General features: G+C 52.6%; 27 protein-coding genes. 5 read left to right on the plus strand and 22 right to left on the minus strand.

Translation table 11 applies throughout. The features are described from left to right. Positions 1 to 5: 5 nt before the first annotated feature. The 3 genes from N685_RS0117795 to N685_RS0117815 all read right to left on the minus strand — a co-directional run bounded on the left by N685_RS0117795 (position 6) and on the right by N685_RS0117815 (position 2,036). Positions 6 to 761, minus strand: a complete 756-nt coding sequence (locus N685_RS0117795; RefSeq protein ID WP_031410542.1) for an enoyl-CoA hydratase/isomerase family protein — start codon at positions 759 to 761, stop codon at positions 6 to 8. Between the two features lie 418 nt (positions 762 to 1,179). After that, on the minus strand, positions 1,180 to 1,353 hold the full coding sequence (gene rpmF, locus N685_RS0117805) for a 50S ribosomal protein L32 (protein WP_011230605.1): 174 nt from the start codon (positions 1,351 to 1,353) through the stop codon (positions 1,180 to 1,182). 143 nt (positions 1,354 to 1,496) lie between these two features. After that, positions 1,497 to 2,036 (minus strand): YceD family protein, encoded by a 540-nt coding sequence (locus tag N685_RS0117815; RefSeq protein WP_031410544.1) that lies wholly within the window; start codon positions 2,034 to 2,036, stop codon positions 1,497 to 1,499. A gap of 309 nt (positions 2,037 to 2,345) precedes the next feature. On the opposite strand from N685_RS0117815, the gene N685_RS0117825 reads away from it, so the two are divergent. After that, positions 2,346 to 3,566 carry a nucleotidyltransferase gene (locus N685_RS0117825; RefSeq protein WP_031410545.1) on the plus strand — a complete coding sequence of 407 codons (1,221 nt, stop codon included), beginning with the start codon at positions 2,346 to 2,348 and terminating at the stop codon, positions 3,564 to 3,566. Here the strand turns inward: N685_RS0117825 and N685_RS0117830 are convergent. Together N685_RS0117830 and N685_RS0117835 are read right to left on the minus strand one after the other, a co-directional pair. Beyond that, positions 3,539 to 4,558 carry a SepM family pheromone-processing serine protease gene (locus N685_RS0117830; protein WP_031410546.1) on the minus strand — a complete coding sequence of 340 codons (1,020 nt, stop codon included), beginning with the start codon at positions 4,556 to 4,558 and terminating at the stop codon, positions 3,539 to 3,541. The two genes, N685_RS0117825 and N685_RS0117830, sit on opposite strands and share 28 nt — an antisense overlap. Continuing rightward, a complete protein-coding gene (locus tag N685_RS0117835; protein WP_031410547.1) occupies positions 4,555 to 5,343 on the minus strand; it encodes a patatin-like phospholipase family protein in 789 nt (262 codons plus the stop codon). Before N685_RS0117835 ends, N685_RS0117830 begins: the two co-directional genes overlap by 4 nt. A 129-nt stretch (positions 5,344 to 5,472) precedes the next feature. Here N685_RS0117835 and ylbJ point away from each other — a divergent pair, with 129 nt between their 5' ends. Then, entirely contained in the window at positions 5,473 to 6,708 is a 1,236-nt protein-coding gene (ylbJ, locus tag N685_RS0117840) for a sporulation integral membrane protein YlbJ (protein WP_031410548.1), read from the plus strand. Between the two features lie 505 nt (positions 6,709 to 7,213). Here ylbJ and coaD read toward each other — a convergent pair. Together coaD and rsmD are read right to left on the minus strand one after the other, a co-directional pair. After that, positions 7,214 to 7,708 (minus strand): pantetheine-phosphate adenylyltransferase, encoded by a 495-nt coding sequence (gene coaD, locus N685_RS0117845; RefSeq protein ID WP_031410549.1) that lies wholly within the window; start codon positions 7,706 to 7,708, stop codon positions 7,214 to 7,216. Next, positions 7,674 to 8,270 carry a 16S rRNA (guanine(966)-N(2))-methyltransferase RsmD gene (gene rsmD, locus N685_RS0117850; RefSeq protein ID WP_031410550.1) on the minus strand — a complete coding sequence of 199 codons (597 nt, stop codon included), beginning with the start codon at positions 8,268 to 8,270 and terminating at the stop codon, positions 7,674 to 7,676. Before rsmD ends, coaD begins: the two co-directional genes overlap by 35 nt. A 522-nt stretch (positions 8,271 to 8,792) precedes the next feature. On the opposite strand from rsmD, the gene N685_RS0117855 reads away from it, so the two are divergent. Then, entirely contained in the window at positions 8,793 to 9,182 is a 390-nt protein-coding gene (locus N685_RS0117855) for a DUF7147 family protein (protein ID WP_031410551.1), read from the plus strand. A 59-nt stretch (positions 9,183 to 9,241) separates the two neighbouring features. Here N685_RS0117855 and N685_RS0117860 read toward each other — a convergent pair whose 3' ends face one another. The 7 genes from N685_RS0117860 to N685_RS0117895 all read right to left on the minus strand — a co-directional run bounded on the left by N685_RS0117860 (position 9,242) and on the right by N685_RS0117895 (position 12,779). Next, the gene (locus N685_RS0117860; protein WP_011230596.1) at positions 9,242 to 9,511 is read right to left on the minus strand and encodes a YlbG family protein; all 270 of its coding nucleotides are present in this window, start codon (positions 9,509 to 9,511) and stop codon (positions 9,242 to 9,244) included. A gap of 17 nt (positions 9,512 to 9,528) precedes the next feature. After that, the gene (locus N685_RS0117865) at positions 9,529 to 9,975 is read right to left on the minus strand and encodes a YlbF family regulator (RefSeq protein ID WP_031410552.1); all 447 of its coding nucleotides are present in this window, start codon (positions 9,973 to 9,975) and stop codon (positions 9,529 to 9,531) included. 128 nt (positions 9,976 to 10,103) lie between these two features. Further along, positions 10,104 to 10,472 (minus strand): hypothetical protein, encoded by a 369-nt coding sequence (locus N685_RS0117870; protein WP_031410553.1) that lies wholly within the window; start codon positions 10,470 to 10,472, stop codon positions 10,104 to 10,106. Between the two features lie 40 nt (positions 10,473 to 10,512). Beyond that, the gene (locus N685_RS0117875; RefSeq protein ID WP_031410554.1) at positions 10,513 to 10,746 is read right to left on the minus strand and encodes a YlbE-like family protein; all 234 of its coding nucleotides are present in this window, start codon (positions 10,744 to 10,746) and stop codon (positions 10,513 to 10,515) included. A 12-nt stretch (positions 10,747 to 10,758) separates the two neighbouring features. Then, positions 10,759 to 11,142 (minus strand): YlbD family protein, encoded by a 384-nt coding sequence (locus tag N685_RS0117880; RefSeq protein WP_031410555.1) that lies wholly within the window; start codon positions 11,140 to 11,142, stop codon positions 10,759 to 10,761. 80 nt (positions 11,143 to 11,222) lie between these two features. Beyond that, positions 11,223 to 12,230 carry a CAP domain-containing protein gene (locus tag N685_RS0117885; protein WP_031410556.1) on the minus strand — a complete coding sequence of 336 codons (1,008 nt, stop codon included), beginning with the start codon at positions 12,228 to 12,230 and terminating at the stop codon, positions 11,223 to 11,225. Between the two features lie 123 nt (positions 12,231 to 12,353). Continuing rightward, positions 12,354 to 12,779, minus strand: coding sequence for a CBS domain-containing protein (locus N685_RS0117895; RefSeq protein ID WP_031410557.1), 426 nt, complete (start codon positions 12,777 to 12,779; stop codon positions 12,354 to 12,356). A 175-nt stretch (positions 12,780 to 12,954) separates the two neighbouring features. Here N685_RS0117895 and N685_RS0117900 point away from each other — a divergent pair, with 175 nt between their 5' ends. After that, a complete protein-coding gene (locus tag N685_RS0117900) occupies positions 12,955 to 13,314 on the plus strand; it encodes a YugN family protein (protein WP_011230589.1) in 360 nt (119 codons plus the stop codon). A 26-nt stretch (positions 13,315 to 13,340) separates the two neighbouring features. Here the strand turns inward: N685_RS0117900 and N685_RS0117905 are convergent, their stop codons facing one another. From N685_RS0117905 to cyoE, 8 genes are all read right to left on the minus strand, one after another. Then, positions 13,341 to 13,646 (minus strand): Asp23/Gls24 family envelope stress response protein, encoded by a 306-nt coding sequence (locus tag N685_RS0117905; protein ID WP_031410558.1) that lies wholly within the window; start codon positions 13,644 to 13,646, stop codon positions 13,341 to 13,343. Between the two features lie 204 nt (positions 13,647 to 13,850). Further along, a complete protein-coding gene (locus tag N685_RS0117910; RefSeq protein ID WP_031410559.1) occupies positions 13,851 to 14,306 on the minus strand; it encodes a DUF420 domain-containing protein in 456 nt (151 codons plus the stop codon). 54 nt (positions 14,307 to 14,360) lie between these two features. Next, positions 14,361 to 15,263, minus strand: coding sequence for a cytochrome c oxidase assembly factor CtaG (ctaG, locus tag N685_RS0117915; RefSeq protein WP_031410560.1), 903 nt, complete (start codon positions 15,261 to 15,263; stop codon positions 14,361 to 14,363). Between the two features lie 104 nt (positions 15,264 to 15,367). Then, entirely contained in the window at positions 15,368 to 15,700 is a 333-nt protein-coding gene (ctaF, locus tag N685_RS0117920) for a cytochrome c oxidase subunit IVB (RefSeq protein WP_013145877.1), read from the minus strand. A gap of 4 nt (positions 15,701 to 15,704) precedes the next feature. Further along, positions 15,705 to 16,325, minus strand: a complete 621-nt coding sequence (gene ctaE / locus N685_RS0117925; RefSeq protein ID WP_031410561.1) for a cytochrome c oxidase subunit III — start codon at positions 16,323 to 16,325, stop codon at positions 15,705 to 15,707. After that, entirely contained in the window at positions 16,325 to 18,196 is a 1,872-nt protein-coding gene (gene ctaD, locus N685_RS0117930; RefSeq protein WP_031410562.1) for a cytochrome c oxidase subunit I, read from the minus strand. Before ctaD ends, ctaE begins: the two co-directional genes overlap by 1 nt. Before the next feature lie 22 nt (positions 18,197 to 18,218). Then, the gene (gene coxB, locus N685_RS0117935) at positions 18,219 to 19,289 is read right to left on the minus strand and encodes a cytochrome c oxidase subunit II (protein ID WP_031410563.1); all 1,071 of its coding nucleotides are present in this window, start codon (positions 19,287 to 19,289) and stop codon (positions 18,219 to 18,221) included. Between the two features lie 77 nt (positions 19,290 to 19,366). Further along, complete coding sequence (cyoE, locus tag N685_RS0117940; protein ID WP_031410564.1) at positions 19,367 to 20,296, minus strand: heme o synthase; 930 nt, start codon at positions 20,294 to 20,296, stop codon at positions 19,367 to 19,369. A gap of 380 nt (positions 20,297 to 20,676) precedes the next feature. Between cyoE and N685_RS0117945 the strand changes: the two genes are divergently transcribed. Beyond that, complete coding sequence (locus N685_RS0117945; RefSeq protein ID WP_031410565.1) at positions 20,677 to 21,630, plus strand: COX15/CtaA family protein; 954 nt, start codon at positions 20,677 to 20,679, stop codon at positions 21,628 to 21,630. The last annotated feature ends 53 nt before the right edge of the window (positions 21,631 to 21,683 follow it).

Consider the following 21,683-nt stretch of genomic DNA (forward strand, 5'->3'; position numbering starts at 1 on the left):
AAAAATTACTTCTTACGCAAAAAAAGACGCAATGCCTGTTCATGTTCGGCCGACCCCCACAGCTCGGCGCAACGGGCGATCTCGGCGAAAAACTGCTCGCGAAACCAAGCGGTTCGCCATTTTTCGCCGGCTGTGGCCTTATATGCCTGCAAGACGGAAAGCGGCCGCTCTGCATATGACGCCAGCCGTTCGCGCCATTGTTCCCGCCAATGTTCGGCTGGTAGGATAGCGTCAACCCAACCGCACGCTTCCATCGCCTCCACCGTCATGGGCTCGGCACGCAACAATAAGTCAAGCACCCGCCCGTACGGAAGTTTGGCAAACAGCATCGACGCTCCTCCCCAGCCGGTCGTAATGCCAAGTCGGCCTTGTACAAATCCGATCCGGCTTCCTTCTTTGGCAAAGCGAAAATCGCAAGCAGTCGCCAACTCGCAGCCGCCCCCCATCGCCGTTCCATTGACAAGGGCGGCCGTCGGCTTCGGAAACGTCAGCAGCCTGTACAGCAGCTCTCCCATGCGCATGAGCATCTGTCTTGCCTCCGTGCCGCGCAAATGCCCAAACTCGCTCAAATCGCCGCCGGAACAAAACGCTTCGCTGCCAGAGCCAGTAATGGCGAACACTTTCACTTGTGGATCAGTCGCCGCCTGTTCCATCGCCTCCTCAAGCGCCTCCATCACGGCAAAATTGATCGCATTCCGTTTCTCTGGACGGCAAATTGTAAACAGCGCAATGCCGTCATGATGCTCCAACCTTGCTTCCATCAGCGCGTCTCTCCTTTCTTCATCAATGAATTGGGCGCGGGCTCTTCAATTTCCTGCCTCACGACGAAAAAAACTGCCGCCTGGACGAATGGCGTTGATTTTTTTGCAGACCAAACGTGTAGATGAGCCAATAAAAACCAGTTGGGAAGGCTCTGTTTCTCAGCTTTTCTGCTGTGGTCGGCAAGCGTCCGCCTGCCGGCTGGGCATATGACGGCATGCCCTCCTCGAACAAGAACGCTTTATGGGCAAACGCCATTTTCCCGCCGGTGTTCTTGTTCGAGGAAAGAGGCAGAAACACTTGTGTTCAGCCATATGATTCTCTGTTTTTTAGTAAAATAATGGATCATCAACACTCGTGTTTGCAGACAATCAAAAAGGCTGTCCTGTTTTCGGACAGCCTGTCGTTCGATGTCGGCCATTATTTGTTGACGACATCTCTTCCTTTGTATGTTCCGCATGCTTTGCAGACGCGGTGCGCCAATTTCCATTCACCGCAGTTCGGGCATTGCACCATGCCTGGCACTTGCAGTTTAAAGTGCGTACGGCGCAGCCGTTTTCTCGTTTTCGATGTTCTTCTAAAAGGTACTGCCATCATTCCCACCTCCTTGTCGGGCGCATTGAGCATATCCATGCCGGTGGATCAATCAGCCCCGAGGCCGCCGTCCGCCGGCACACAAGGCGGCTGCCGGACGGTGCGCAATATTTGCGCCATCGGCCGGCAACGCCGACTCACGATCATTCGTCTCGTTTTTCCTCGAAAAACTTGGCCAGCCCTGCAAGGCGAGGATCTACTTTCTTTTCCCGCTCTTGCATCGCTTTCTCCCATTCTTCTTCCGACAGAACGTCCCATCCTTCGCCATGTTGCGGCGCTCCGCCGGCAACCGGTCCTTCAGCGATAAGCTGCAACGGAATTTCAAGCAAAATCAACTCGCGGATGATGGGATTCAAATCAATCGTGTCCCCCGCCACCATATGGGTGTCCTCATCGGTCTTCACAATGCCGCTGCCATCCGCAAAAAACGTCTCCGTCGTCTGAATGGAAAACGGATACGTCACATCGACAAGCGTCCGCGAACAAGGCAACACCATCGTTCCGGACAACGTCAAATGAAACGTGAATTTTGTCGATCCGACATCCGCTTTTCCTCGGACATGCACCGGCGAAATATCGCGGATCAACGTGTCAATTTGTTTTAAATCGGACACATCGACTGTCTCATCAATCGCCATTTCCTTATGTTGAAAACGGCGAAGCTGTTGGACCGTCCATTTCATATGATCACCTCAAGGCAACGAATAAAATTATACGTTTCGTTTCTAGTTTTGTCAATGTTTTTTCTTTACAACCACTCACTCCTTGGGAAAAGAACGGCATACTCCCATCATTTCCAAATGCCACTCCCAGCATGCACGGTTGGCGCGCGGACAGCGGAAAACGGTCGGCCGCTTCGTTTTTTTTGATGTCCTCCCCACATGTTGCCGTTGATCTTCACCGTCGTATACTCCATACTAAGTTCAGATAGAAATAGAGAGCCATTTCATTGCGGCCAAGCCGCGCGAATCGTCATGAAAGGAGCAAAAAAAGTGAAAGTCGTCGGCGTGATTGTGGAATACAACCCGTTTCACAACGGTCATTTCCACCATTTGAACGAAACGAGGCGAAAGACAGGAGCGGACTGTTTGATCGCCGTCATGAGCGGAAACTTCTTGCAGCGCGGTGAGCCGGCCATCGTCTCCAAATGGGCGCGGGCGAAAATGGCGCTTGCCGCCGGCGTGGATGTGATCATCGAGCTGCCGTACGTCTTCGCTGTGCAAGCGGCTGAACAGTTCGCACATGGGGCGGTGCAGCTGCTTGCAGCCATCGGCTGCCAAGAGCTTTGCTTTGGCAGCGAATCGGGGGAAATTTCCGCTTTTTTATCCGCGGTGGAAACGTGGCTTGAACAGAAGGAAACGTTCGATTCCCTCATCCGCACCGGGCTGGCGCGCGGACAAAGCTTTCCGAAAGCCGCCGCTGAAGCGTGGCAAAAGTTCGACGCCGCTCCGCTTGATTTGTCGCAGCCAAACAACGTGCTTGGTTTTGCGTATGTGAAAGCCATTTGGCAAAACAAGCTGGCGATTATGCCGCGCACGATTCCGCGGCTGGCCGCCGGCTATCATGACGAATCATTTTCCCACCCGTCGATTGCGAGCGCCACCAGCCTGCGAAAAACATTGCGACAAACCGGACAGCTTGAGTCGATCGCGGCATACGTTCCGCCCGCTGCGCTCGAACAACTCCGCCAATACCGGGAGACATACGGGCGCTTTCACGATTGGGAAGTGTATTTTCCGCTCCTAAAATATCGGCTGTTGACCGCCACAGAGGCCGACTTGCGCCGCATCGCCGGCGTGGAGGAAGGGATTGAACACCGGCTGAAGCAACACATCCCCCACGCCGAAACGTTTGCCGCCTTCATCGCCGCTGTCAAAACGAAGCGATACACCTGGACAAGGCTGCAACGCCTATGCGCACATGTGTTGACGAATTTCACAAAGGAGGAGCAGGCCAAAGCGGCCAACCCGACCTATATCCGGCTGCTCGGCATGAGTGAAACCGGCCGCCGCTACTTAAATCAGGTGAAAAAAAGCGCCGCGCTCCCACTCGTCGCTAGAGCGTCCAAACTCAACGGCGACCCTCTTTATGAGCAAGAAAAAAGAGCGGCAGCTGTGTACGCCGCCGCTTTTCCGGAGCCGCTCTACAGCGCCGTGCTGAAAGAAGAATACGCCACGGCGCCCATTTACGTTTCCGGCATCGAGCGCAAATAACGAACCGCCTCGTCAAACGTATCGACCGGGACGATTTTCATATGCGTCCCGATTTTTTTCGCCGTCCGCACCGCCTCGCGATAGTTCGACGTCGGCGCACCATGTTCGTTCGGCGCAAAAAACACCTCAGCTCCTTCGCGGTCAGCCGCCACGACTTTTTGCGAAATGCCGCCGATCGGGCCGACGTTTCCGTCAAGATCAATCGTTCCGGTGCCGGCAATTTTATGGCCTTTGGCAATATCTTCGGGAACGAGTTGATTGTAAATTTCCAAAGAAAACATGAGCCCAGCCGACGGTCCGCCGATTTGTTCGGAATCGACCTTGATGGGCGGATCGGTATGGACGTCATAATCCGTCATCGGCATGACCCCAAGGCCGACTTGATTCGGATGCTGCGGAAACGGCTTCAATGAAATCTCCGTCTCCTGTCGTTTCCCGCCGCGGATGAACGCAACGCGGACGCGGTCGCCCGCCTTTTTCCCTCGAATATAGTCGACCATTTGCTCCGATGTGCCGAGCGGCTTTCCGTCCAAGGCAACAATGCGGTCGCCGGTCTCTAGACGGCCGGCGGCCGGCATATCAGGGAGGACGCTCATGACATAAACGCCATGAGGTTCATACGACACCGGTTTTCCGGCGTGGCGATAAGCGACGATAATCGCCGCTTCCTTCGCCTGTTCCATGAGCTCAAGCTGACGCATCGTATATTCCTTGTCGCTCTCCCCTTCCTGCTTGATTTCCTCGACCGGATGCAGCTCATAAAACGGACGGATATGGGCGAGCAAATACGACACCACGTTCGCCCGCCCCATCCGCACCGTCGTAAGCATAAACGTTCCCTGATCGCGGTCGCCGTTTTCCACGTGAACGAGCGGCTTTAAACTTTGCGCGCTTCCCGGCATCGTCACGTAATACGGCAGCTTCATAAAAATGAGCAAAAAGGTGAGGGCGGCGCCAAAGAAAAACAGGGCAATATACGTCCGTTTCTTCATTCGTGTGATGGCTCCTTCCACTGTTCGATCGCTTGACGGATCGCTCCCACTTGCCTCCGCGCTTCCTCTTCCCCGCGAGCGATGATTTCCTCAATCTCCGTGAACGCCCGCGAGCTATACTGTTCGACTCGCGGCCGGATCATAACATCTGAGGCGACCTGACGGTGAGCGACCAGTTCCGCTTGCAAAATATCGAGACTCTGCCAAATGACATCGACGATCGACGCAATTTCCGCCTTGGTGTTGAGCGGAGAGACATCGACGGCAATGACAATATCCGCTCCCATCGCCCGGACGACCGACACCGGCACACGGTCGACGACCCCGCCGTCGACAAGCAGCCTACCATTCACTTCCGCCGGCACAAAAATGCCAGGAATCGAGATGCTTGCCCGCACCGCCTGGGCTGCTTCCCCTTGTCGAAACACGACTTTCTCCCCCGTCTGCAAATCAGCGGCGACAACAGCCACGGGCGGGGACATCTCCTCGATTCGTTTCCCTTTCGTCAACAAGCGAATAAACTGCGTGATGCGCTCGCCAGCGATCAGCCCCATTTTCGGCACCGTCCAGTCAAGAAAATCGTTGCGTCGAAACGATTGAGCCAACCGATAGAGACGATGGAGGCCATGGCCGCTTGCGTAAAGGACGGCGACGAGCGCACCGATGCTGCTGCCGGCCAAATAGGAAATTGGAATATGCTCCTCCTCGAGCACCTTCAATACCCCAAGATGGGCGAACCCGCGCGCTCCTCCCGACCCGAGCGCCAATCCGACTTTTGGCGGCACGCCTCCCCCTCCTTTGTCGCAGCGCTATCCGCTTTCATCTTATGGTCTAAAACGCCCCCCTATACTCGTATATTAGGGTATATGAGGTTGTACCACGCGAAGCCGCGCGGCAAAAAAGGGGGGAAAAAAGTGAAACAAAATTGGGGAGCGAAATGGAAAACCGTATTGCTCGCTTCCGCCGCCACCTTGTTTGCGTTTTCGCTCATTTGCTATCCAAAACAGTCGCTTGAAGCGTCCATTCGTGGTTTAAATATGTGGTGGGAGGTCGTCTTTCCATCGCTTTTGCCATTTTTCATCGTCTCGGAGCTGCTCATCAGCTTCGGAGTCGTCAGCTTCCTCGGCGTCTTGCTCGAGCCGTTCATGCGTCCGTTGTTTCGCGTCCCAGGCGTCGGCGGATTCGCCTGGGCCATGGGAATGGCGTCCGGCTACCCATCTGGAGCCAAGCTGACTGCCCGCCTGTATCAGGAAAAACAGCTGACGACAATTGAAGCCGAACGGCTCTCATCGTTCACCAATTCGTCCAACCCACTTTTTATTTTTGGGGCCGTGTCAGCGGGATTTTTCAACAACCCGCAACTCGGCCTTGTGCTGGCCGTTTCCCACTATTTAGGAAACATTAGCGTTGGGCTGATCATGCGCTTTCACGGCATCCGAAAAGAGCAGGAGCAATCGAAGCGGCAGCCACGCTCATTTTCACTCCCGTATGCACTGCGCACCCTGCATCGCACGCGACTGAAAAACGAACAGCCGCTTGGCAAACTTCTTGGCGACGCCGTGCGCTCTTCTGTCCAAACACTGTTAATGATCGGCGGTTTTATTATTCTCTTTTCGGTTATGAATAAACTTCTGTATATGATGCATTTGACCGAACAGCTTGCCCCATTGTTGCGCCATCTGCTCCGCCTTGCCCAGCTGCCGGAGCAGCTTGACATCCCTGTGTTTTCCGGCTTGTTTGAAATTACACTCGGCAGCCAAATGATCAGTCAGACCGATGAGGCGATGCTGATGGAAAAAGCAGTGGCCACAAGCTTCATCCTCGCTTTCGGCGGCTTTTCCGTCCAAGCGCAAGTCGCCAGCATTCTTGCCGAAGCGAACATCCGCTTTCAGCCGTTTTTCATCGCGCGCTTGCTGCACGGAGTGTTTGCCGCTTCCTTTACATACTTGCTTTGGAAACCGTTGTACATCAAAACAGCCGGCGGGGTGCCAACCAACATTCCGGCGTTTCTTCACGCCGCCCCGGGAAACGCTTGGAATGAAGGCTGGCGGCTGCTGCAACAATATGGGCCACTCCTGACGCTGCTGTTCCTTTGCCTGTATATATGGCTCGTCATCAAGGCGGCCAGTGAATCGCGCGGGCGTCCATAGGCCGTTTGAGCACCCAGCTTCTTGGCAGCCAGCGCCTATATATACGCCTATATATAGATGCAACGAAGAGGTTTACCCTATCCTTGACGAAAAAGTCGCTGATTCATTTCTCGAATGTCGAGGAACAAGCCTGTGGCTTGCCCCGTCACGCCAAAGCGTGACGGGGGATCGAACAACCGCCCGCTTCACAGACCCGTATATGGGGCGGAAAGCGGCGTTGTTCGGTCGCTCGACAATCGATCCAACGCTCAGTAAAAGCCACGAATGTGAAAGCTCCAAATGGCATCTATCCTGAAAATACCCGAATTCCAAAATGCGTAAAGTTCCAGCATTCAACATAAGGACATTTTCATCCTTCCGATGGTGACGAAAATGTTTCGTCATGGAAGTCTATATTAGCCATCGCGGGGCGATTTGCGTCTCCCCGGCCATGAACCGCCCTTGACGGCAAAACTGGGCCGGCGCCGACTGCAACACCCGCTCAAGCGGCTTCCATAAGGAAGCGTCAATCAGCCGCTGTGGACGCAAATTTCCGCTTCAGCGCCTGCTCCACAACCGGGGGCACCAGCTCAGAAATATCGCCGTTGTATTTCGCCACTTCTTTGACGATGCTCGAGCTTAAAAACGCATACTGGCTGTTCGTCATCATAAAAAACGTTTCAATGTTTTCATCGAGGACGCGGTTCATCGACGTAATTTGCATTTCGTATTCGAAATCGGACACAGCGCGCAAGCCGCGCAAAATGGCATTCGCTTTTTTGCTGCGGGCATAATCAACAAGCAGGCCGTGAAACGCTTCGACATGGACGTTCGGAAGCGTCTGCGTGACCTCACGGAGCAGCTCGATCCGCTCCTCGACAGTAAACAGCGGCTTTTTCGACGAGTTGTTCAACACCGCCACATACACTTGATCAAACACTTTCGCTCCCCGTTTAATAATATCCAAATGCCCGTACGTCACAGGGTCAAAGCTCCCCGGGCAAACCGCAATGCTCGCCATGGCTTCCATCCCCTTCCCATCTATAAATCGTCACACCAGTGATGCCGTATGTTTCCCGCTTCCATTCCGTCAGGCCGCCCACCTTTTCCGGCAGCTGCGCCTCCGCCGAGTGTTCAGCGACGACGACGCCGTGCGGCTCCAACAACTGACGCTCGGCGATCGACGACAGCAACGTCGGCCACTGTTGCTCTTTATACGGCGGATCAAGGAAAATAACTGCAAAGCGGAGGCCGCGCTTCGCTACCGCCTTCAGCGCCCGCTCAGCGTCGTTGCAGTAAATTTCCGCCCGCTTCTCAAGCCCGCAGGCCGCCACGTTTTTTCGGATCGTCTGCACTGCTTTCCTGTCATGATCGACGAAAATGACGCGCTCGATTCCACGGCTGAGCGCCTCGATGCCCAAGCCGCCGCTGCCAGCAAACAAATCAAGACCGTTGCCGCCTGAGAAATATGGCCCGATCATATTAAATATCGCCTCTTTGACTTTATCGGTCGTCGGCCGCGTCGACATCCCTGGAACCGCTTGCAGACGCCGTCCTTTGCATGTTCCGGAAATGACTCTCATCGCTTTCACCCAATTCACTGTTTCAAGGTGTCTCTGTCATCCCTTTGATTCGTTGTTTTCATGGTAATCTTACCATAAAGTTGATGATCGTCAAACTAAGGATTTTTTTCGCGATTCATGTATAGAAATCGGCAAACGGTCCATAATGAGTAATGGCAACACGCTGGATGCGTTGTTGCCAGTGACGGAGAAGACTTACGTTTCCCCATAAGTTCTTCCTCCGGTTTCTCCTCTCCCTTTTCTTTATTCTTTCCGATCCTTGTTTCGCTGTGCGCGGAGGCAAGGAACTGGAAAGGACCTTGCGGGTTCATTGCCGCAAGGTTTTTTTATTGCAATTCGTGAGGATGGCCGGTAAAGTTAAGGGTGGACGAGGCTTGGGCAATGTCAAACGTTCTTCAAAAACTCCACCCTCGTCGTCCCAGCGAACACCGCAAAGCATTCTTGCGGTCGGATTCGCTCCTGATCGATATGCCTAGAGGCATCGGGGCGATGAGGACAAAAAACAGCAAGGGGGAGCTGTTCATGATCCAACGATTCATCGAACTTGGCGAAGGATATTCCGATATATACGAGCTGATTGAATTGGCGAAGGCCAACCGCCACCGTTTATCCGGCTTCTTTGCCTTCCATACGGTGAAAAAAGGCCATGCGGTCGTCTCTTTGGTCGTTGTCCTTCATCCGACGGACCCCGGTGATTTCCAACCGCTTTACATTTGCCGTGAAGGCATTCCCGATCCGTCCGTCAAGCCGAACAAACGGTACGAACTGTTTATGGAAACGGCAAAAGAGCTGGGCATGGACGTCATTCACCTTGATGTTAAGCCATCGACGATGTTCGCCGAACTCGACTTATATTACCATCATTTGATCGGCATTATGCGGATGAATCGCTTCATCCCGCCGCTTCAGTAAACAAAGAAACAGCGGGCCGAAAAGCCGGTGCTGGCTGTTTTTCGACCCGCTGTTTTCTTTCATCCAAGCGGATAGGGGGAGTCTTTTTCCTTCTCCCCTTTCGATTCAAATTCCAGTTTTAAAAATGGGCGGTACGACGGCTCGACCCGCTTGACGAATGGAAGCGAGGCGAGCTTTTTCATTACATGGTCGACTTGCTCCATATCACAATACAGAACCGCATATTTCAGCCGTTTGGAAATGTAATGAATGTTGCCGAACTTGCGCAACTGTTTCCCATATTTCAGCGAATGAAGCCAGACGATAATCCCTTGCCGTTTTGGAAACATAGTCCCTTCCCCTTTTTTTATGTGCGGCAGCCGCAGCTTCCGCCCGCCCCGCAGCCACCGGAACAACCCGCCGACAAAAAGTATGGATTTCCGGCCGGTACTTTCACATGTTCCGATACCGCTTTGCCGATCAGCACGCTGATCTCATCAAGCAACTCTTGCATTGCCTTCTCCGCCTCCTTAAAGGCGGCGACCGTCTCATGCAAATCGAGCTCCCGCTTCGCTTCGCGCACTTCTTTCATCACGTCGCGGTAATCAGGATGGTATTTCCCGAAGCGCTGCACTTCTTCGTAGCGCTCCTTCAGTTTGACAAAGCGAGCAATGAGCTGCTGGGCGCGGGAGTCTTGCTTCAGCCGCCAAAAGGCGCGGCGGTATTCGTCCGCCACGTCCGACTCGACAATCATTTTGGCCAACGCTTCTGCTTTATCTAAAATCTCGATGCGCTCGAGAGTCGCAATCTTCACCAAATGGCACCTCCATTATCCATCATACCATGAATGAAAAGAAAATGGGAAGGAAAGAGACAGACAAAAAAGGCGATCCAGGCTGTGCTGAATCGCCCTGTTCATCTTTTCAACGATCGTCGTCATCTCTATTGGATGGCGACGTCAAATTCGTGCGTCATGCCGGTTGCTTTCCCATCATTGTAGACGAGCTCAAGACGGATAGTATGTTTCCCGCTCGGCAAACCGCGCACGATAAAGGCAGCCGTGTATACTTCCGTCATTTTTTGCCCGTTGACATAGACATTAATGTGTCCACCGCCGCTCCCTTTGCGGAAAGGAAAGTGGACGGCAACACACTCAATGAGTACGTCACTTCCTTTCACTTCATGCTTCACCTGAAGCGCACCGCCCACCGCTTCGGCATGAACGGAGGGCGACGGCGCTGTCTCAAAGAAGGCATACGCCGCAAGCAATATGACGCCCGCAAACCATGCGAACCACTTTGGCAAAGACATCACTCCCTTTCGAAACTAGTCTTTGCCATTGGCCGCCCGATTAGTCACGCATGGCTTTAAACATTTGCCACATAAGCGACGCCATTTGCAATGATTGGGATATTTTTCCTACTTTATCAGGGATCGTTAGCTCATAGTGGCGCAAGGCGGCCAATTGGAACGCCGACAGTTCATGCGGACGGCGGGCAAGGAGCCGGTACCAGCGCGGCTGTTCGCGCAAAAACGCGCGCAACATCGGTGTTCCTTGCACATATTGCCATACATCTTTCCTCATCGCCACCACCCTTTAATCTTTGCGGAACGAAAACGGATGCGCTTCTTTGTTTCTTTGTTCCTGACCAGCCCCTTGAAATTCAGAAAGAATGCTTTGGATCGCCGCGATCGCCTGCTGGACGTTCGCCAAATGTTTTTGCACATCGGATGCATCGATCTGTCCAAGCATGGCCGCGAGCTTATCGAGCCATTTGTTCGTTCCTTTTTCTTCCTCTTTTGTCGCACCGTTTGTTTCCCGATACGGCTTCCATATATCATCGTCTTCCCCGAACAAATACCAATCCTCATACACTTGTTTCCACGTCTTTTTGCCACTGCGCACCTCTTGGATGATTTTTGGATGTTTTTTCACAAACTGTTTAAACTGTTCAACGGAAGGATGCAGAGGCTTGACCATGGCGGTTCTCATCCCTTTCGTCCACTCATGCCTATCTGCCATATCATATCGCATCCAGCACGCAGAGGTGCGCCCAATTTTTAGAGCGGCGTCAAGAAGTTTTGCGTATAGTAATCAGCGTAGACGCCAACGCCCAAGCGGGTGAACTCTTCGTTCAACATAATTTTCCGATGGTTTTGGCTGTTCAGCCATCCGATGGTCGCCTCGACGCCATCGACTTGATGGGCGGCGATATTTTCCCCAGCAAGCCGGAACGGAATGTGAAGCGCGCCAAGCCGCTTCGATAAATCGCCATACTGCGGCGATTCGTGGGAGAAAAACCGGTGATCATGCATATCTCGGCTATGTTTTTCGGCAGCGGCGGCGGCCTTGTCATCCCACATGAGAGAGGAAAGCCCGTGGCGCCGGCGGATCAAATTCGTCCAGTCAAAAATTTGCTTCGCGTTGGCTGCATTCACAGCTTGTTGCTTTTCTTCCGAAAGCGGCGCGGCCGCTGGCAGGCTGCCGCGGTAAACGAGCTCGTACGGCCGCAACTTGACGAACGTTTCCGCATCCATCAAGCGGATAGCCGCCACCTCGCCAGTAAAGCGGTCAACATACAGCTGAGCGTAGACGCTGCCGACTTTGACAACCGGCCTTGACGAGTAATCTTGTTCAGACAGCTCAAATCGGTATGTCCCACTGCCTAGCTTAATCTCAATGTTCGATAGCACCGGCATCGTCTGGAAAATCGTTTGCAGCCGCTGGCCGACCGCAAATGGTTCAACGTTCACCTTCTCTCCGCCGACAAGGGCGGTGACAACGCGGCCGCGCAAGATGCCAATCTGCACGTATGACTCGGGCCGACGGCTGTACACCCACCAGTCATATCCGTAAGCTGACGGGTCGATTCGGTTTGGAGCCCCAAGCCGTTTTTTCGCCTCTTGCGCCGATTGCCCGATCAATGCCACCATGCCGACCGTCGCCTTCGGCTCTTTCAACATGTATCTATTCGTCTCTGGCTGCTCCGGGGGGCTCGGGGGTGGCGAGCTTGGCACAAAATAATACAATCCAATCAAGAAAAACAAAAAAAGGAAAAACCATTTCACACGGCAACTCTCGCTTTCTGCCCAATCTCCTTATTGCCATTATAGCTGTTTTTTAGAGACAAAAAAAAGAGGCCGCCCAAAAAGAGCGCTCCTCCTTGAAAGAAGCTGTGTCCATTGTGTTTGTCAATGGATGGCGTCTTGTTCGGAAATCTCGCTTAACGCACGACCCGCGCGTTCATCAGAATAGCGGTTCGTCGCCAAATCGCCAAGCGAAACGATGCCGACCAAACGCCCATTTTCTACAACCGGGAGACGGCGAATTTGGTGACGTGCCATCATTTCTGCTGCCTTTTGCACCGAATCGTTCGGAGAAAGCGTGACGAGATCGCGGCTCATTACTTCCGTCACGGCAGTCGAACCGGGACGTTTTTCAGCCATGCCGCGCACGACGATATCGCGGTCGGTAATCATTCCGACAAGACGACCGTCATCGACAATCGGAATCGCCCCGATGTTGAAATCACGCATTTTTACCGCCACTTCGTAGAGATTGTCAAGAGGGGTGCAATATTGCACATCTGCGGACATCACGTCCCGTACCGTTTGCATCCTTCGTCTCTCCTTTCTACCCGTATTGTGCACCGGATAACATAAAAAAATGCGGGCGAAACAGAAACAATGGCAAACAATTCGTTGAAAAGCCAATCGTTTTCGTACTATTATAAATGAGGGGATGTTTTCCTAGTTGGCGCTTTTACATACTGTGTTGTTAGGAGGAAGAAGGATGAAGTTTGAAAATACTGGACTAGAAAATCAGACGGTCGAACTGTCCCGCCTTGATGACATTATGGAGCGCCTCGGCTTTGTGCGCGCGGCACAATGGGATTATGAGCGGGTCACATACGACCGGAAATACGTCGTGAAAGAGGGCACCTACTATTTGCGCGTTCAAGGATACGCCATTGAGGGAAACGTCGATTCACGCTATGCACTCATTAAGCTGCTCACGCCGATTTTAGGGAAACATTACTATCCACACGGTGTCGAATACGGCGATGATGAACATTTTCCGTCCTCTCTTGTCAGCCAATGCCAAAACGTATTGGCGCAGGTCAAAAGCGAGCTTGAAAAAATCAAAGAATGATCAAAAAACGCATGAGAGCACGGTTCTCATGCGTTTTTTTCCAGCATGACAAGCCGCTTGACAACAATGTCAACCGCCTCGGCGACATACGGCGTCATCGCGGCGATCTCCTCGGCGATGTGCTGCTGCAGCCGGCGGCAAACCGCCATCACCGGCGCCCCATATCGAATGGACAGCTTCACTGTAACGCGGCACCGCTCGCCTTGGGCAACGGTGATGAACGCCTCACAATCGTCAAGGGCGACCTCTGCATGGTCGCGCACACACATCATGACAATGGTCAACAGCGTCGCTTCCACGGCGCTCCGTTTCCGATACCGGAACGTGTTCACTGCTTTCTCCCCCCGTTGCATACATTCATGTCCCTTTTCAATCGGGGAACATGAACGTTGGCACTCTTTTGTCCTCCGACCTTTAATCGGCTGTCAGAAAAATAGGAGGCTTGCTTTTCGGACAGCAATGCATGGGAGCTTCCCGCCGCCTTGATCTTTATATATGCTATGCAACCCTCGTCGCCCTTGTTTCTTGTTCGTCGTCTAAAAACCGAGCACCGCCTTGATGAGCGACGTCGTTTGGCCCCCTGGATAGAGGACATAAAGCAGCCAATAGACGACCACCCCAGTTGAGGCGCTGCCAAACCAAATGATGCTTGTGATCGGCCCGAGTCGACGATGGCGGGCCCGCTTGTCTTTTAATCCCGTCCAAATGGTGACAAGGCCAAATACGGCGCCAGCCGTCGCTAGAACAATATGGAAAATAAGAAACAGCGTATAGTACACTTTGACGCTCTCTGGCCCGCCAAAGCTCGTATTGCCGATAAACAACGTCCGCGACATGTAAATGGTGAAAAACAGCAACGCAAACACCGCTGCCGTCAGCATCACTTTTTTATGCGCTTCGATCCGCCTGCGGCTGATCAGATACCATCCATAAGCAACAAGCAAAGCGCTGATCACGATGCAGCTCGTGCTGATTGTCGGTAAAACAGCCATCGCTTCTCTCCCTTTCTTCTTTGTTCATCGTTTGGCGGCCAACCGCGCTTTACTTTACAGTTTGGTCGGCCGCGGCTCCATATCCATGCTTGGCTCTTTCTCCCGCTCCTTCCGATACCATTCGGTGAAAATGAAGAACAGCATCGTCCCGTACACGATTTCCTGGATGATTTTCATCAACACTCCACCGAGCTGCTGGTCGTGGAGCGGCGACATCGATAAAAACATTTGCGGTCCAGTCAAATCAAGCGAAGCCAACGTCCCTTGAGGAACGCATAGAGCAAGGGCAGCCATCCATGCTTTTGGGTCAGTATACGTCGCATAAAGCGGCGTATCGGTAAAAATGATGAGCGCGCAAGCCGGGGTCAACAGCATGCCGTCAGCGAAAATGTAACCCATTTTTTTTAAACCGGACAACGTTTGCCAATCGGGCAGCTTGTTGACAAGCGGCCACCACATGCAAAACGCAGCAACAAAAATAACGGAGGTAACCAACGCATGCAGCCACATATTCATTTTCACAGCGTCAAAAATGAACGGAACGTGATAAAGCGAAAACAAGCCGTTAAACAGCAGCAACGCCACAATGGGCTTTGTCAACAGCCGAAACACGCGGCGCACCGCTGCAATGGCAAACGCGCGCTCATAAAGCGGCGCCGGAATGCCTAAAATAAAACATTGCGGCACGATCAAATACAGCACGGCCATTTGCACCATATGGGCGGTGAACGTCAAATGGCCCATCAAATCCAACGGAGACCCTTTGCATATATAAAGAAGGGCAATCCCGGTCAAAAAATATGCTTTCTGCTTCCCCGAAACGGCATCACCGAGGCCGAAACGCCGCCGCCATGGCCCAGTTATCCCAATATACAGCCACGCAACCGCCGCCAACACAAGCAAAAAAAACGGACTCCAAAGGGCAACGGGGCCAAACATTTGCAGCGATTGAAACATAGACATCCCCTCCTGCTTTGTCCTTCCTCATTATACTACACGGCGCGGCGACAGTGTTATTGCAAAAAAAGGGGAAATCGGCAAACCCCGATCCCCCTTGCTTTTTACCACCAAATCACAGTTGTAAACGCCCAAACAAGTAAAAGCATAACCGCCACACCGCCGTAAATAAACATGGCCGGAAACTCGTGGCCTTTATGGCTCATGTGCATGAAATAATACAGCTGGAAAGCGACTTGCACGGCGGCTAAAAGCAAAATAAACGGAACGACAAACCAATGGGAAAACTCTTCGTACCCAACGGCGGCGAAAGCGATGAGCGTCAGCAAAATCATCAACACAAAAGCGATCATTTGATGACGCATCTCTTCCGCGTTTTTCCGGCGGCGGTACGCCAGATCGACGCGTTCATTTCCAGAGTTCGTTTGGTTCGCCATACGTTCACCCCACCATTCCCATCAAGTATACAACGGTAAAAATGAACACCCAGACGACATCGATGAAGTGCCAGTAAAGGCTCGCGACGTAAAACTTCGGGGCGTTGTATAAATTCAACCCACGCTTAGCGTTGCGAATCATGAGCGTCAAAATCCAAAGCAATCCGAACGCGACGTGGCTTCCGTGCGTGCCAACGAGCGTGTAGAACGCTGAAGCGAAAGCGCTGGCTGTAAATTTATGGCCTTCATGCACATATTCGTTGAACTCGTAAATTTCCAAGCCCAAAAAGCCGGCGCCAAGCAAAACGGTAATGCCAAACCAGAGCTGCATCTTTTTAAAATCAAAGTTTTTCATATGATAAATGGCATACACGCTCGTCAAACTGCTTGTTAGCAGCAACATTGTCGCCATGAACACGACCGGCATTTGGAACAGTTCTTCCGCCGAAGGGCCGCCGTTCGTTTTATCTTTGAGCGCCAAATAGGTGGCGAAGAGAGAGGCGAACAGCACCGTCTCTCCGCCTAAAAAGAGCCAGAAGCCGAGAAATTTATTTTTCCCTTCAAGGGTGGCGCGTTCCGGTGCGGCCGGAAACGTCTCGGCCGTCAGTTTTTCCTCTGCATGCATCAGGCGTTCGCCCCCTTCTTCTCAAGTTCAAGCACTTCTTCTTTATGGATGTGGAAGCCGTGGTCATCGATCACCGAGCGCAAGAACATCGAACCGAGCGTAATGAGCAGGCCGAGAATGCCAACCGGCAACCCCCATCCGGCATCGTTATGATACGTGAAGCCGAAGGCGGCGACAAACAAACCAAATGCCATGACAAACGGCAAAAACGACGAATTCGGCATATGGATGTCGCCAAGCGGTTCGGCTGGCGTCAGTTCTTTTTTGCCTTCCATTTTTTCGAGCCAGAAAGCGTCCAAGCCGCGGACAAGCGGGGTTTGCGCAAAGTTGTACACCGGCGGCGGCGAAGCGATCGCCCATTCGAGCGTACGGCCGTCGCCCCACGCATCGCCCGGCACTTTTTCCCCTTTTACCGTGGTGATCACGACGTTAATGAGCAAAATGACCGTTGCCGCGGCCATAAAGAACGCCCCGATCGTGCTGACAAAGTTTCCTGTCTCCCACCCTTGGTTTGGCAAGTACGTGAACACGCGGCGCGGCATCCCCGTCAAACCAAGGAAGTGCTGAATAAAGAACGTTAAATGGAAACCGATAAAGAACAACCAGAATGTAATTTTGCCAAGCGTTTCGTTCAACATGCGGCCAAACATTTTCGGCCACCAGTAATGTGTGCCCGCGAGCAAAGCGAACACAACCCCGCCGACGATAACATAATGGAAGTGCGCAACGACAAAATAGCTGTCATGGTATTGATAGTCCGCCGCCGCCGATGCCAGCATCACGCCGGTGACCCCGCCCATGACAAACGACGGGATGAAAGCGACCGCATAATGCATCGGCGTTGTGAACTTGATGCTTCCGCCCCACATCGTAAACAGCCAGTTGAAAATTTTGACTCCTGTCGGAACGGCGATCGTCATCGTCGCGACGGCAAAGATGGCGTTTGCAATCGGCCCCATCCCGACGGTGAACATGTGGTGCGCCCATACCATGAACCCCAAGAAAGCAATAAGCACCGTCGCAAACACCATTGACGAATAACCGAATAGGCGTTTGCGCGAGAACGTCGCGAAAATTTCCGAGAAAATGCCGAACGCCGGCAAGACAAGGATGTATACTTCCGGATGGCCGAACACCCAGAACAAGTGCTCCCAGATGATCGTATTGCCGCCGGCAGCTGGATTGTAGAAGTTACCGCCAAACAGCCGGTCCATCATCATGAAAATCAAGCCAACCGTCAACGGCGGAAACGCAAACAAGATGAGCGCCGAAGTCACAAACGTCGCCCATGTGAACATCGGCATGCGCATAAACGTCATGCCCGGAGCGCGCATGTTGATGATCGTCACCAGAAAGTTAATGGCACCCATGATCGTTCCGAAACCGGAAATTTGCAACCCGAGCGTATAAAAGTCGATGCCATGATGCGCTTTCGAGTCAAGCGATAGCGACGCATACGACGTCCAACCAGCGTCCGGCGCGCCTCCCAAAAACCATGAACAGTTCAAAAACAAACCGCCGAAGAAAAACATCCAGAATCCAAGGGCGTTCAAAAACGGAAACGCGACGTCGCGCGCGCCGATCTGCAGCGGCACAACTGCGTTCATAAAGGCGAAAATAAGCGGCATGGCAGCCAAGAAAATCATCGTCGTTCCATGCATCGTCAACACTTCGTTATACAAGCCGCCGACAAGAAAATCGTTGTTCGGCTTGGCGAGCTGAATGCGGATGAACAACGCCTCAAGTCCGCCGAGCAGGAAGAAAAACCCGCCGGAAATCAAGTACAGATGGGCGATTTTTTTATGGTCGACCGTTGTCAAATAATCCCATAAAACGGCGCCGACACCCTTTTTGCGCGCGATCGTACTCACGGTGAAACCTCCTTTTCATGCTTTATTCCACTTTTAAGCTCATCAAGTATTTCGTCAATGCATCAATTTGCTCTTCCGTCAAGTGGCCATATGTACCCGCCATTTTATTTCCAGGCTTCACGCTATTCGGGTCTCTCAACCATTTTTTCAGATTTTCTTCGTTATGCTCCAAAATACCGGCGATTCGTTCGCGATCGCCAAAGTTCGCCAAGTTCGGCGCTGTGCGCGCTTGCACCGGACGCTTGTCCACAGGCGTCACCGCATGGCAGCCAATACAGCTTTTGTTGAAAATCGCTTCCCCTTCTTTGGCGACCGGGTCGGTGACAACCGGTTTTTTCGCGTTTTGCATCTTTTTCACCCAGGCGTCAAACTGGTCGCGCGGCAATGGTCGAACTTTAAAGTCCATCAGCGCATGGGATGGACCGCAAAGCTCCGCACATTTGCCGTAAAAGACACCGCCGGCTTTATCGGTCGCTTTTTGGTCAAAAACAAGCCAAAATTGGTTTTTGTTGTCGGTGTTTGTGTCCATTTTGCCGCCGACCGCCGGAATCCAGAACGAGTGTTTGACATCCGACGCAATCAAGTTGAAATACACTTTTTCATTCGTCGGCACGACCAAGTCTTGGCTCGTGATAATGCCATAATCCGGATATTCAAACTCCCACCAGTATTGGTTGGCGCGAACATTGACGATAACTGTATCCTTATCGCGGTTTTTGTCGTTCATCGCCTTGACATCAGCCAGTTTAAACGTGGTCGATACTGTCGGCACCGCCAAAATGAGCAAGAGAATGATCGGAATGACAGTCCAAATAATTTCCAGCTTGTGGTTTCCTTCCACTTGTTTCGGAATCTTCTTCTCTTCCCCCTGGCGCCGCCGAAAGCGGATGACAACGTAAACGAAGATGATCGCCACGACAACAATGACGAGCACCATGATCGATGTGCTCAACAACATGAGCGAATACTGCATGTCCGCCACTTCACCGGCAGGCTGGAGCGTCGATAAAAACGGCTTGCCGCAGCCGGCGAGCAACAGCGCCATCATCCCAAACAGGGAAAATAAGCGCCAGTTACGCAGCCCTTTCTTCATAGCCTAATCAAACCCCTCTTTCTTTGATGGATAAATGTATATAAATTCTTTCACTAAAGAAAGAATTTTATCTTAATTCACCAAAGCGTCGCGATGACCATCGCCACGAACAAAATCGTCAAATAGTTGAGCGAATAGACGAACATCCACTTCGCCCATTTGAGGTCATCTTTCATTTTCAAGCCCACCAATCCCAACAGCAGCCACCCGACATTGAGCAACGTGGCTACCGTTAAAAACGGCACACCGAGCGAAAACAAGTAAAACGGCAACGGCAGCAAACATGCCACCCAAACAATAATTTGCCGCTTCGTCATGGCAAACCCATGGACAACCGGCAGCATCGGGATGCCGGCAGCTCGGTATTCCTCACACCGCCTCATGGCCAACGCCAAAAAGTGCGGCGGCTGCCATAAGAACATAATTAAAAATAAAATAAGCGGAACAACATGAAAATCCGGGTCGACCGCCGTCCAGCCGATGACCGGCGGCACAGCGCCGGAAATGCTGCCGACAACGGTGTTGATCGTATAATGGCGCTTCGTCCAAAGCGTGTATAAGAAGACATACGTCACCACACCGATCAATCCGACGACTGCAGCCGTAACCGTTGTCATAAGCAGGCTCATCTCACCGATCACGACAAGCGCCGCCCCAAGCCAAAGCACCCGCCGTGGATCCATTGTCCCGGTGACGGTCGGGCGCACTTTCGTCCGCTCCATATATTGGTCGATGTCGCGGTCAATATAGTTGTTGATGGCGCATGAGCCAGCAATGACAAGCGCCGCTCCAAACAGCGTGAAAAAGACAAGATGCAAGTTTTCCAAAAAGTGCTCCCCGGTAAAATAAAACGCCAGCCACATTCCGGCGAATGTCGTAATTAAATTCGAATTGACGATTCCGATTTTGATAACAGACGACAGCTCTTTCCATATCGCCTTCACGCTCGCCTGCGGACGATGCCCCGCATCGGCTGCGGCTTGATGCACCGCTTTCAAATCGGCCATGTCTCCTGTTCCTCCTCGCTGCGCCGCTCCTTGCCCGGCCGGCGCCGTGATGTTGCCTGAAATTCTTTCCAACGCCAAATAGTAAAAACGGGCTGTTTCCTCTTTATATTAAATCACATTTTTTTCTCATCATGTGAATTTTTTTTGAATAATTTGTGTCAAATTTTTGAATCCGTACACGCCGACCGGCTTATCCGCCCGTCCCATTAATATTTCTAGCAAACTTAATCGACTTATTCAATATGCAAACGCCATTTTGTGTTTCCGGCCGCCATCGTGTAAAATAGATTTGGCTTAGCAGCACGGTTGGCTGCAATAAAATCCATCACTTTACTAATATGGACAAAATCCCAATTTCTCAATACAAGAAGGTGAAGATTTTGCAACGTTCACTGAAATGGTTTGCCTCGGCAACCACGTTGGCGATGCTGTTTGTCCTGATCGGCGGGGCGCTCGTGACCAAAACCGGCTCCGGCATGGGGTGCGGCCGATCATGGCCGCTGTGCAACGGCCAATGGGTGCCTGACCACATCACACCCGAACTCGTCATTGAGTTGAGCCACCGCCTCATCTCCGGGCTTGCCGGCATCATGGTGCTCATCCTTTCGATCTGGGCGTGGAGAGCCATTGGCCATGTGCGGGAAACGAAGTTTTTGGCTGTCCTATCGTTTGTCTTTCTCGTCTTGCAAGGGCTGATCGGCGCCGCCGCGGTTGTGTGGGGGCAGTCCGATTTCGTCCTCGCCTTGCATTTCGGCATTTCGCTCATTTCGTTTGCTGCTGTGCTGCTGTTGACGCTATTGATTTTTGAAATTGACAAAACGTTTTCCGCCGCTTCGCTTTCCCTTGACGGCAAAATGCGGTTTCATATTTATGGCATCATCATTTACTCGTACATCGTCGTCTACACCGGGGCGGTGGTGCGCCATACGAACGCCAGCCTCGCTTGTCCGAGCTGGCCGCTGTGCGCGAAAACGCGCATCTTCCCGGTTCAATTTCATGAATGGGTGCAGATGGGCCATCGGTTGGCTGCTGCCGTCATCGTCATTTGGATCGCCGCCGCCGCGATCCATGCCGTGCGCCATTATCGCGAGCAGCCGGTCATCTACTACGGGTGGCTGATCGCCCTTTTTCTCGTGCTCGCGCAAATGACGACTGGAGCGCTTGTCGTGTTTACGCAGCTGAATTTATACATTGCCTTGGCACATGCCTTTTTCATTTCCTGCCTGTTCGGTGTGCTCAGCTATTTATTGCTTTTGGCGCTCCGCACCCGCCGCGCGCCGGTAAAAGCCGCCGACCATTCAGCGCGGGAAGCGGCGCCGGCCACGTTGAAATGACGTTCGTCGGTCCGCAAACCAAAAGGGATGCCCGCAAAAACGTGGGCATCCCT

The organism is Geobacillus vulcani PSS1 (assembly GCF_000733845.1).
GTDB lineage: Bacteria > Bacillota > Bacilli > Bacillales > Anoxybacillaceae > Geobacillus > Geobacillus vulcani.

Coding starts and splice junctions, on each gene's coding strand:
- N685_RS0117795 (WP_031410542.1), bottom strand. CDS start 761: ATGGAAGCAAGGTTGGAGCATCATGACGGCATTGCGCTGTTTACAATT.
- rpmF (WP_011230605.1), bottom strand. CDS start 1,353: ATGGCAGTACCTTTTAGAAGAACATCGAAAACGAGAAAACGGCTGCGC.
- N685_RS0117815 (WP_031410544.1), bottom strand. CDS start 2,036: ATGAAATGGACGGTCCAACAGCTTCGCCGTTTTCAACATAAGGAAATG.
- N685_RS0117830 (WP_031410546.1), bottom strand. CDS start 4,558: ATGAAGAAACGGACGTATATTGCCCTGTTTTTCTTTGGCGCCGCCCTC.
- coaD (WP_031410549.1), bottom strand. CDS start 7,708: ATGGCGAGCATTGCGGTTTGCCCGGGGAGCTTTGACCCTGTGACGTAC.
- rsmD (WP_031410550.1), bottom strand. CDS start 8,270: ATGAGAGTCATTTCCGGAACATGCAAAGGACGGCGTCTGCAAGCGGTT.
- N685_RS0117855 (WP_031410551.1), top strand. CDS start 8,793: ATGATCCAACGATTCATCGAACTTGGCGAAGGATATTCCGATATATAC.
- N685_RS0117860 (WP_011230596.1), bottom strand. CDS start 9,511: ATGTTTCCAAAACGGCAAGGGATTATCGTCTGGCTTCATTCGCTGAAA.
- N685_RS0117870 (WP_031410553.1), bottom strand. CDS start 10,472: ATGTCTTTGCCAAAGTGGTTCGCATGGTTTGCGGGCGTCATATTGCTT.
- N685_RS0117875 (WP_031410554.1), bottom strand. CDS start 10,746: ATGAGGAAAGATGTATGGCAATATGTGCAAGGAACACCGATGTTGCGC.
- N685_RS0117880 (WP_031410555.1), bottom strand. CDS start 11,142: ATGGTCAAGCCTCTGCATCCTTCCGTTGAACAGTTTAAACAGTTTGTG.
- N685_RS0117895 (WP_031410557.1), bottom strand. CDS start 12,779: ATGCAAACGGTACGGGACGTGATGTCCGCAGATGTGCAATATTGCACC.
- N685_RS0117900 (WP_011230589.1), top strand. CDS start 12,955: ATGAAGTTTGAAAATACTGGACTAGAAAATCAGACGGTCGAACTGTCC.
- N685_RS0117910 (WP_031410559.1), bottom strand. CDS start 14,306: ATGGCTGTTTTACCGACAATCAGCACGAGCTGCATCGTGATCAGCGCT.
- ctaG (WP_031410560.1), bottom strand. CDS start 15,263: ATGTTTCAATCGCTGCAAATGTTTGGCCCCGTTGCCCTTTGGAGTCCG.
- ctaF (WP_013145877.1), bottom strand. CDS start 15,700: ATGGCGAACCAAACGAACTCTGGAAATGAACGCGTCGATCTGGCGTAC.
- ctaE (WP_031410561.1), bottom strand. CDS start 16,325: ATGCATGCAGAGGAAAAACTGACGGCCGAGACGTTTCCGGCCGCACCG.
- coxB (WP_031410563.1), bottom strand. CDS start 19,289: ATGAAGAAAGGGCTGCGTAACTGGCGCTTATTTTCCCTGTTTGGGATG.
- cyoE (WP_031410564.1), bottom strand. CDS start 20,296: ATGGCCGATTTGAAAGCGGTGCATCAAGCCGCAGCCGATGCGGGGCAT.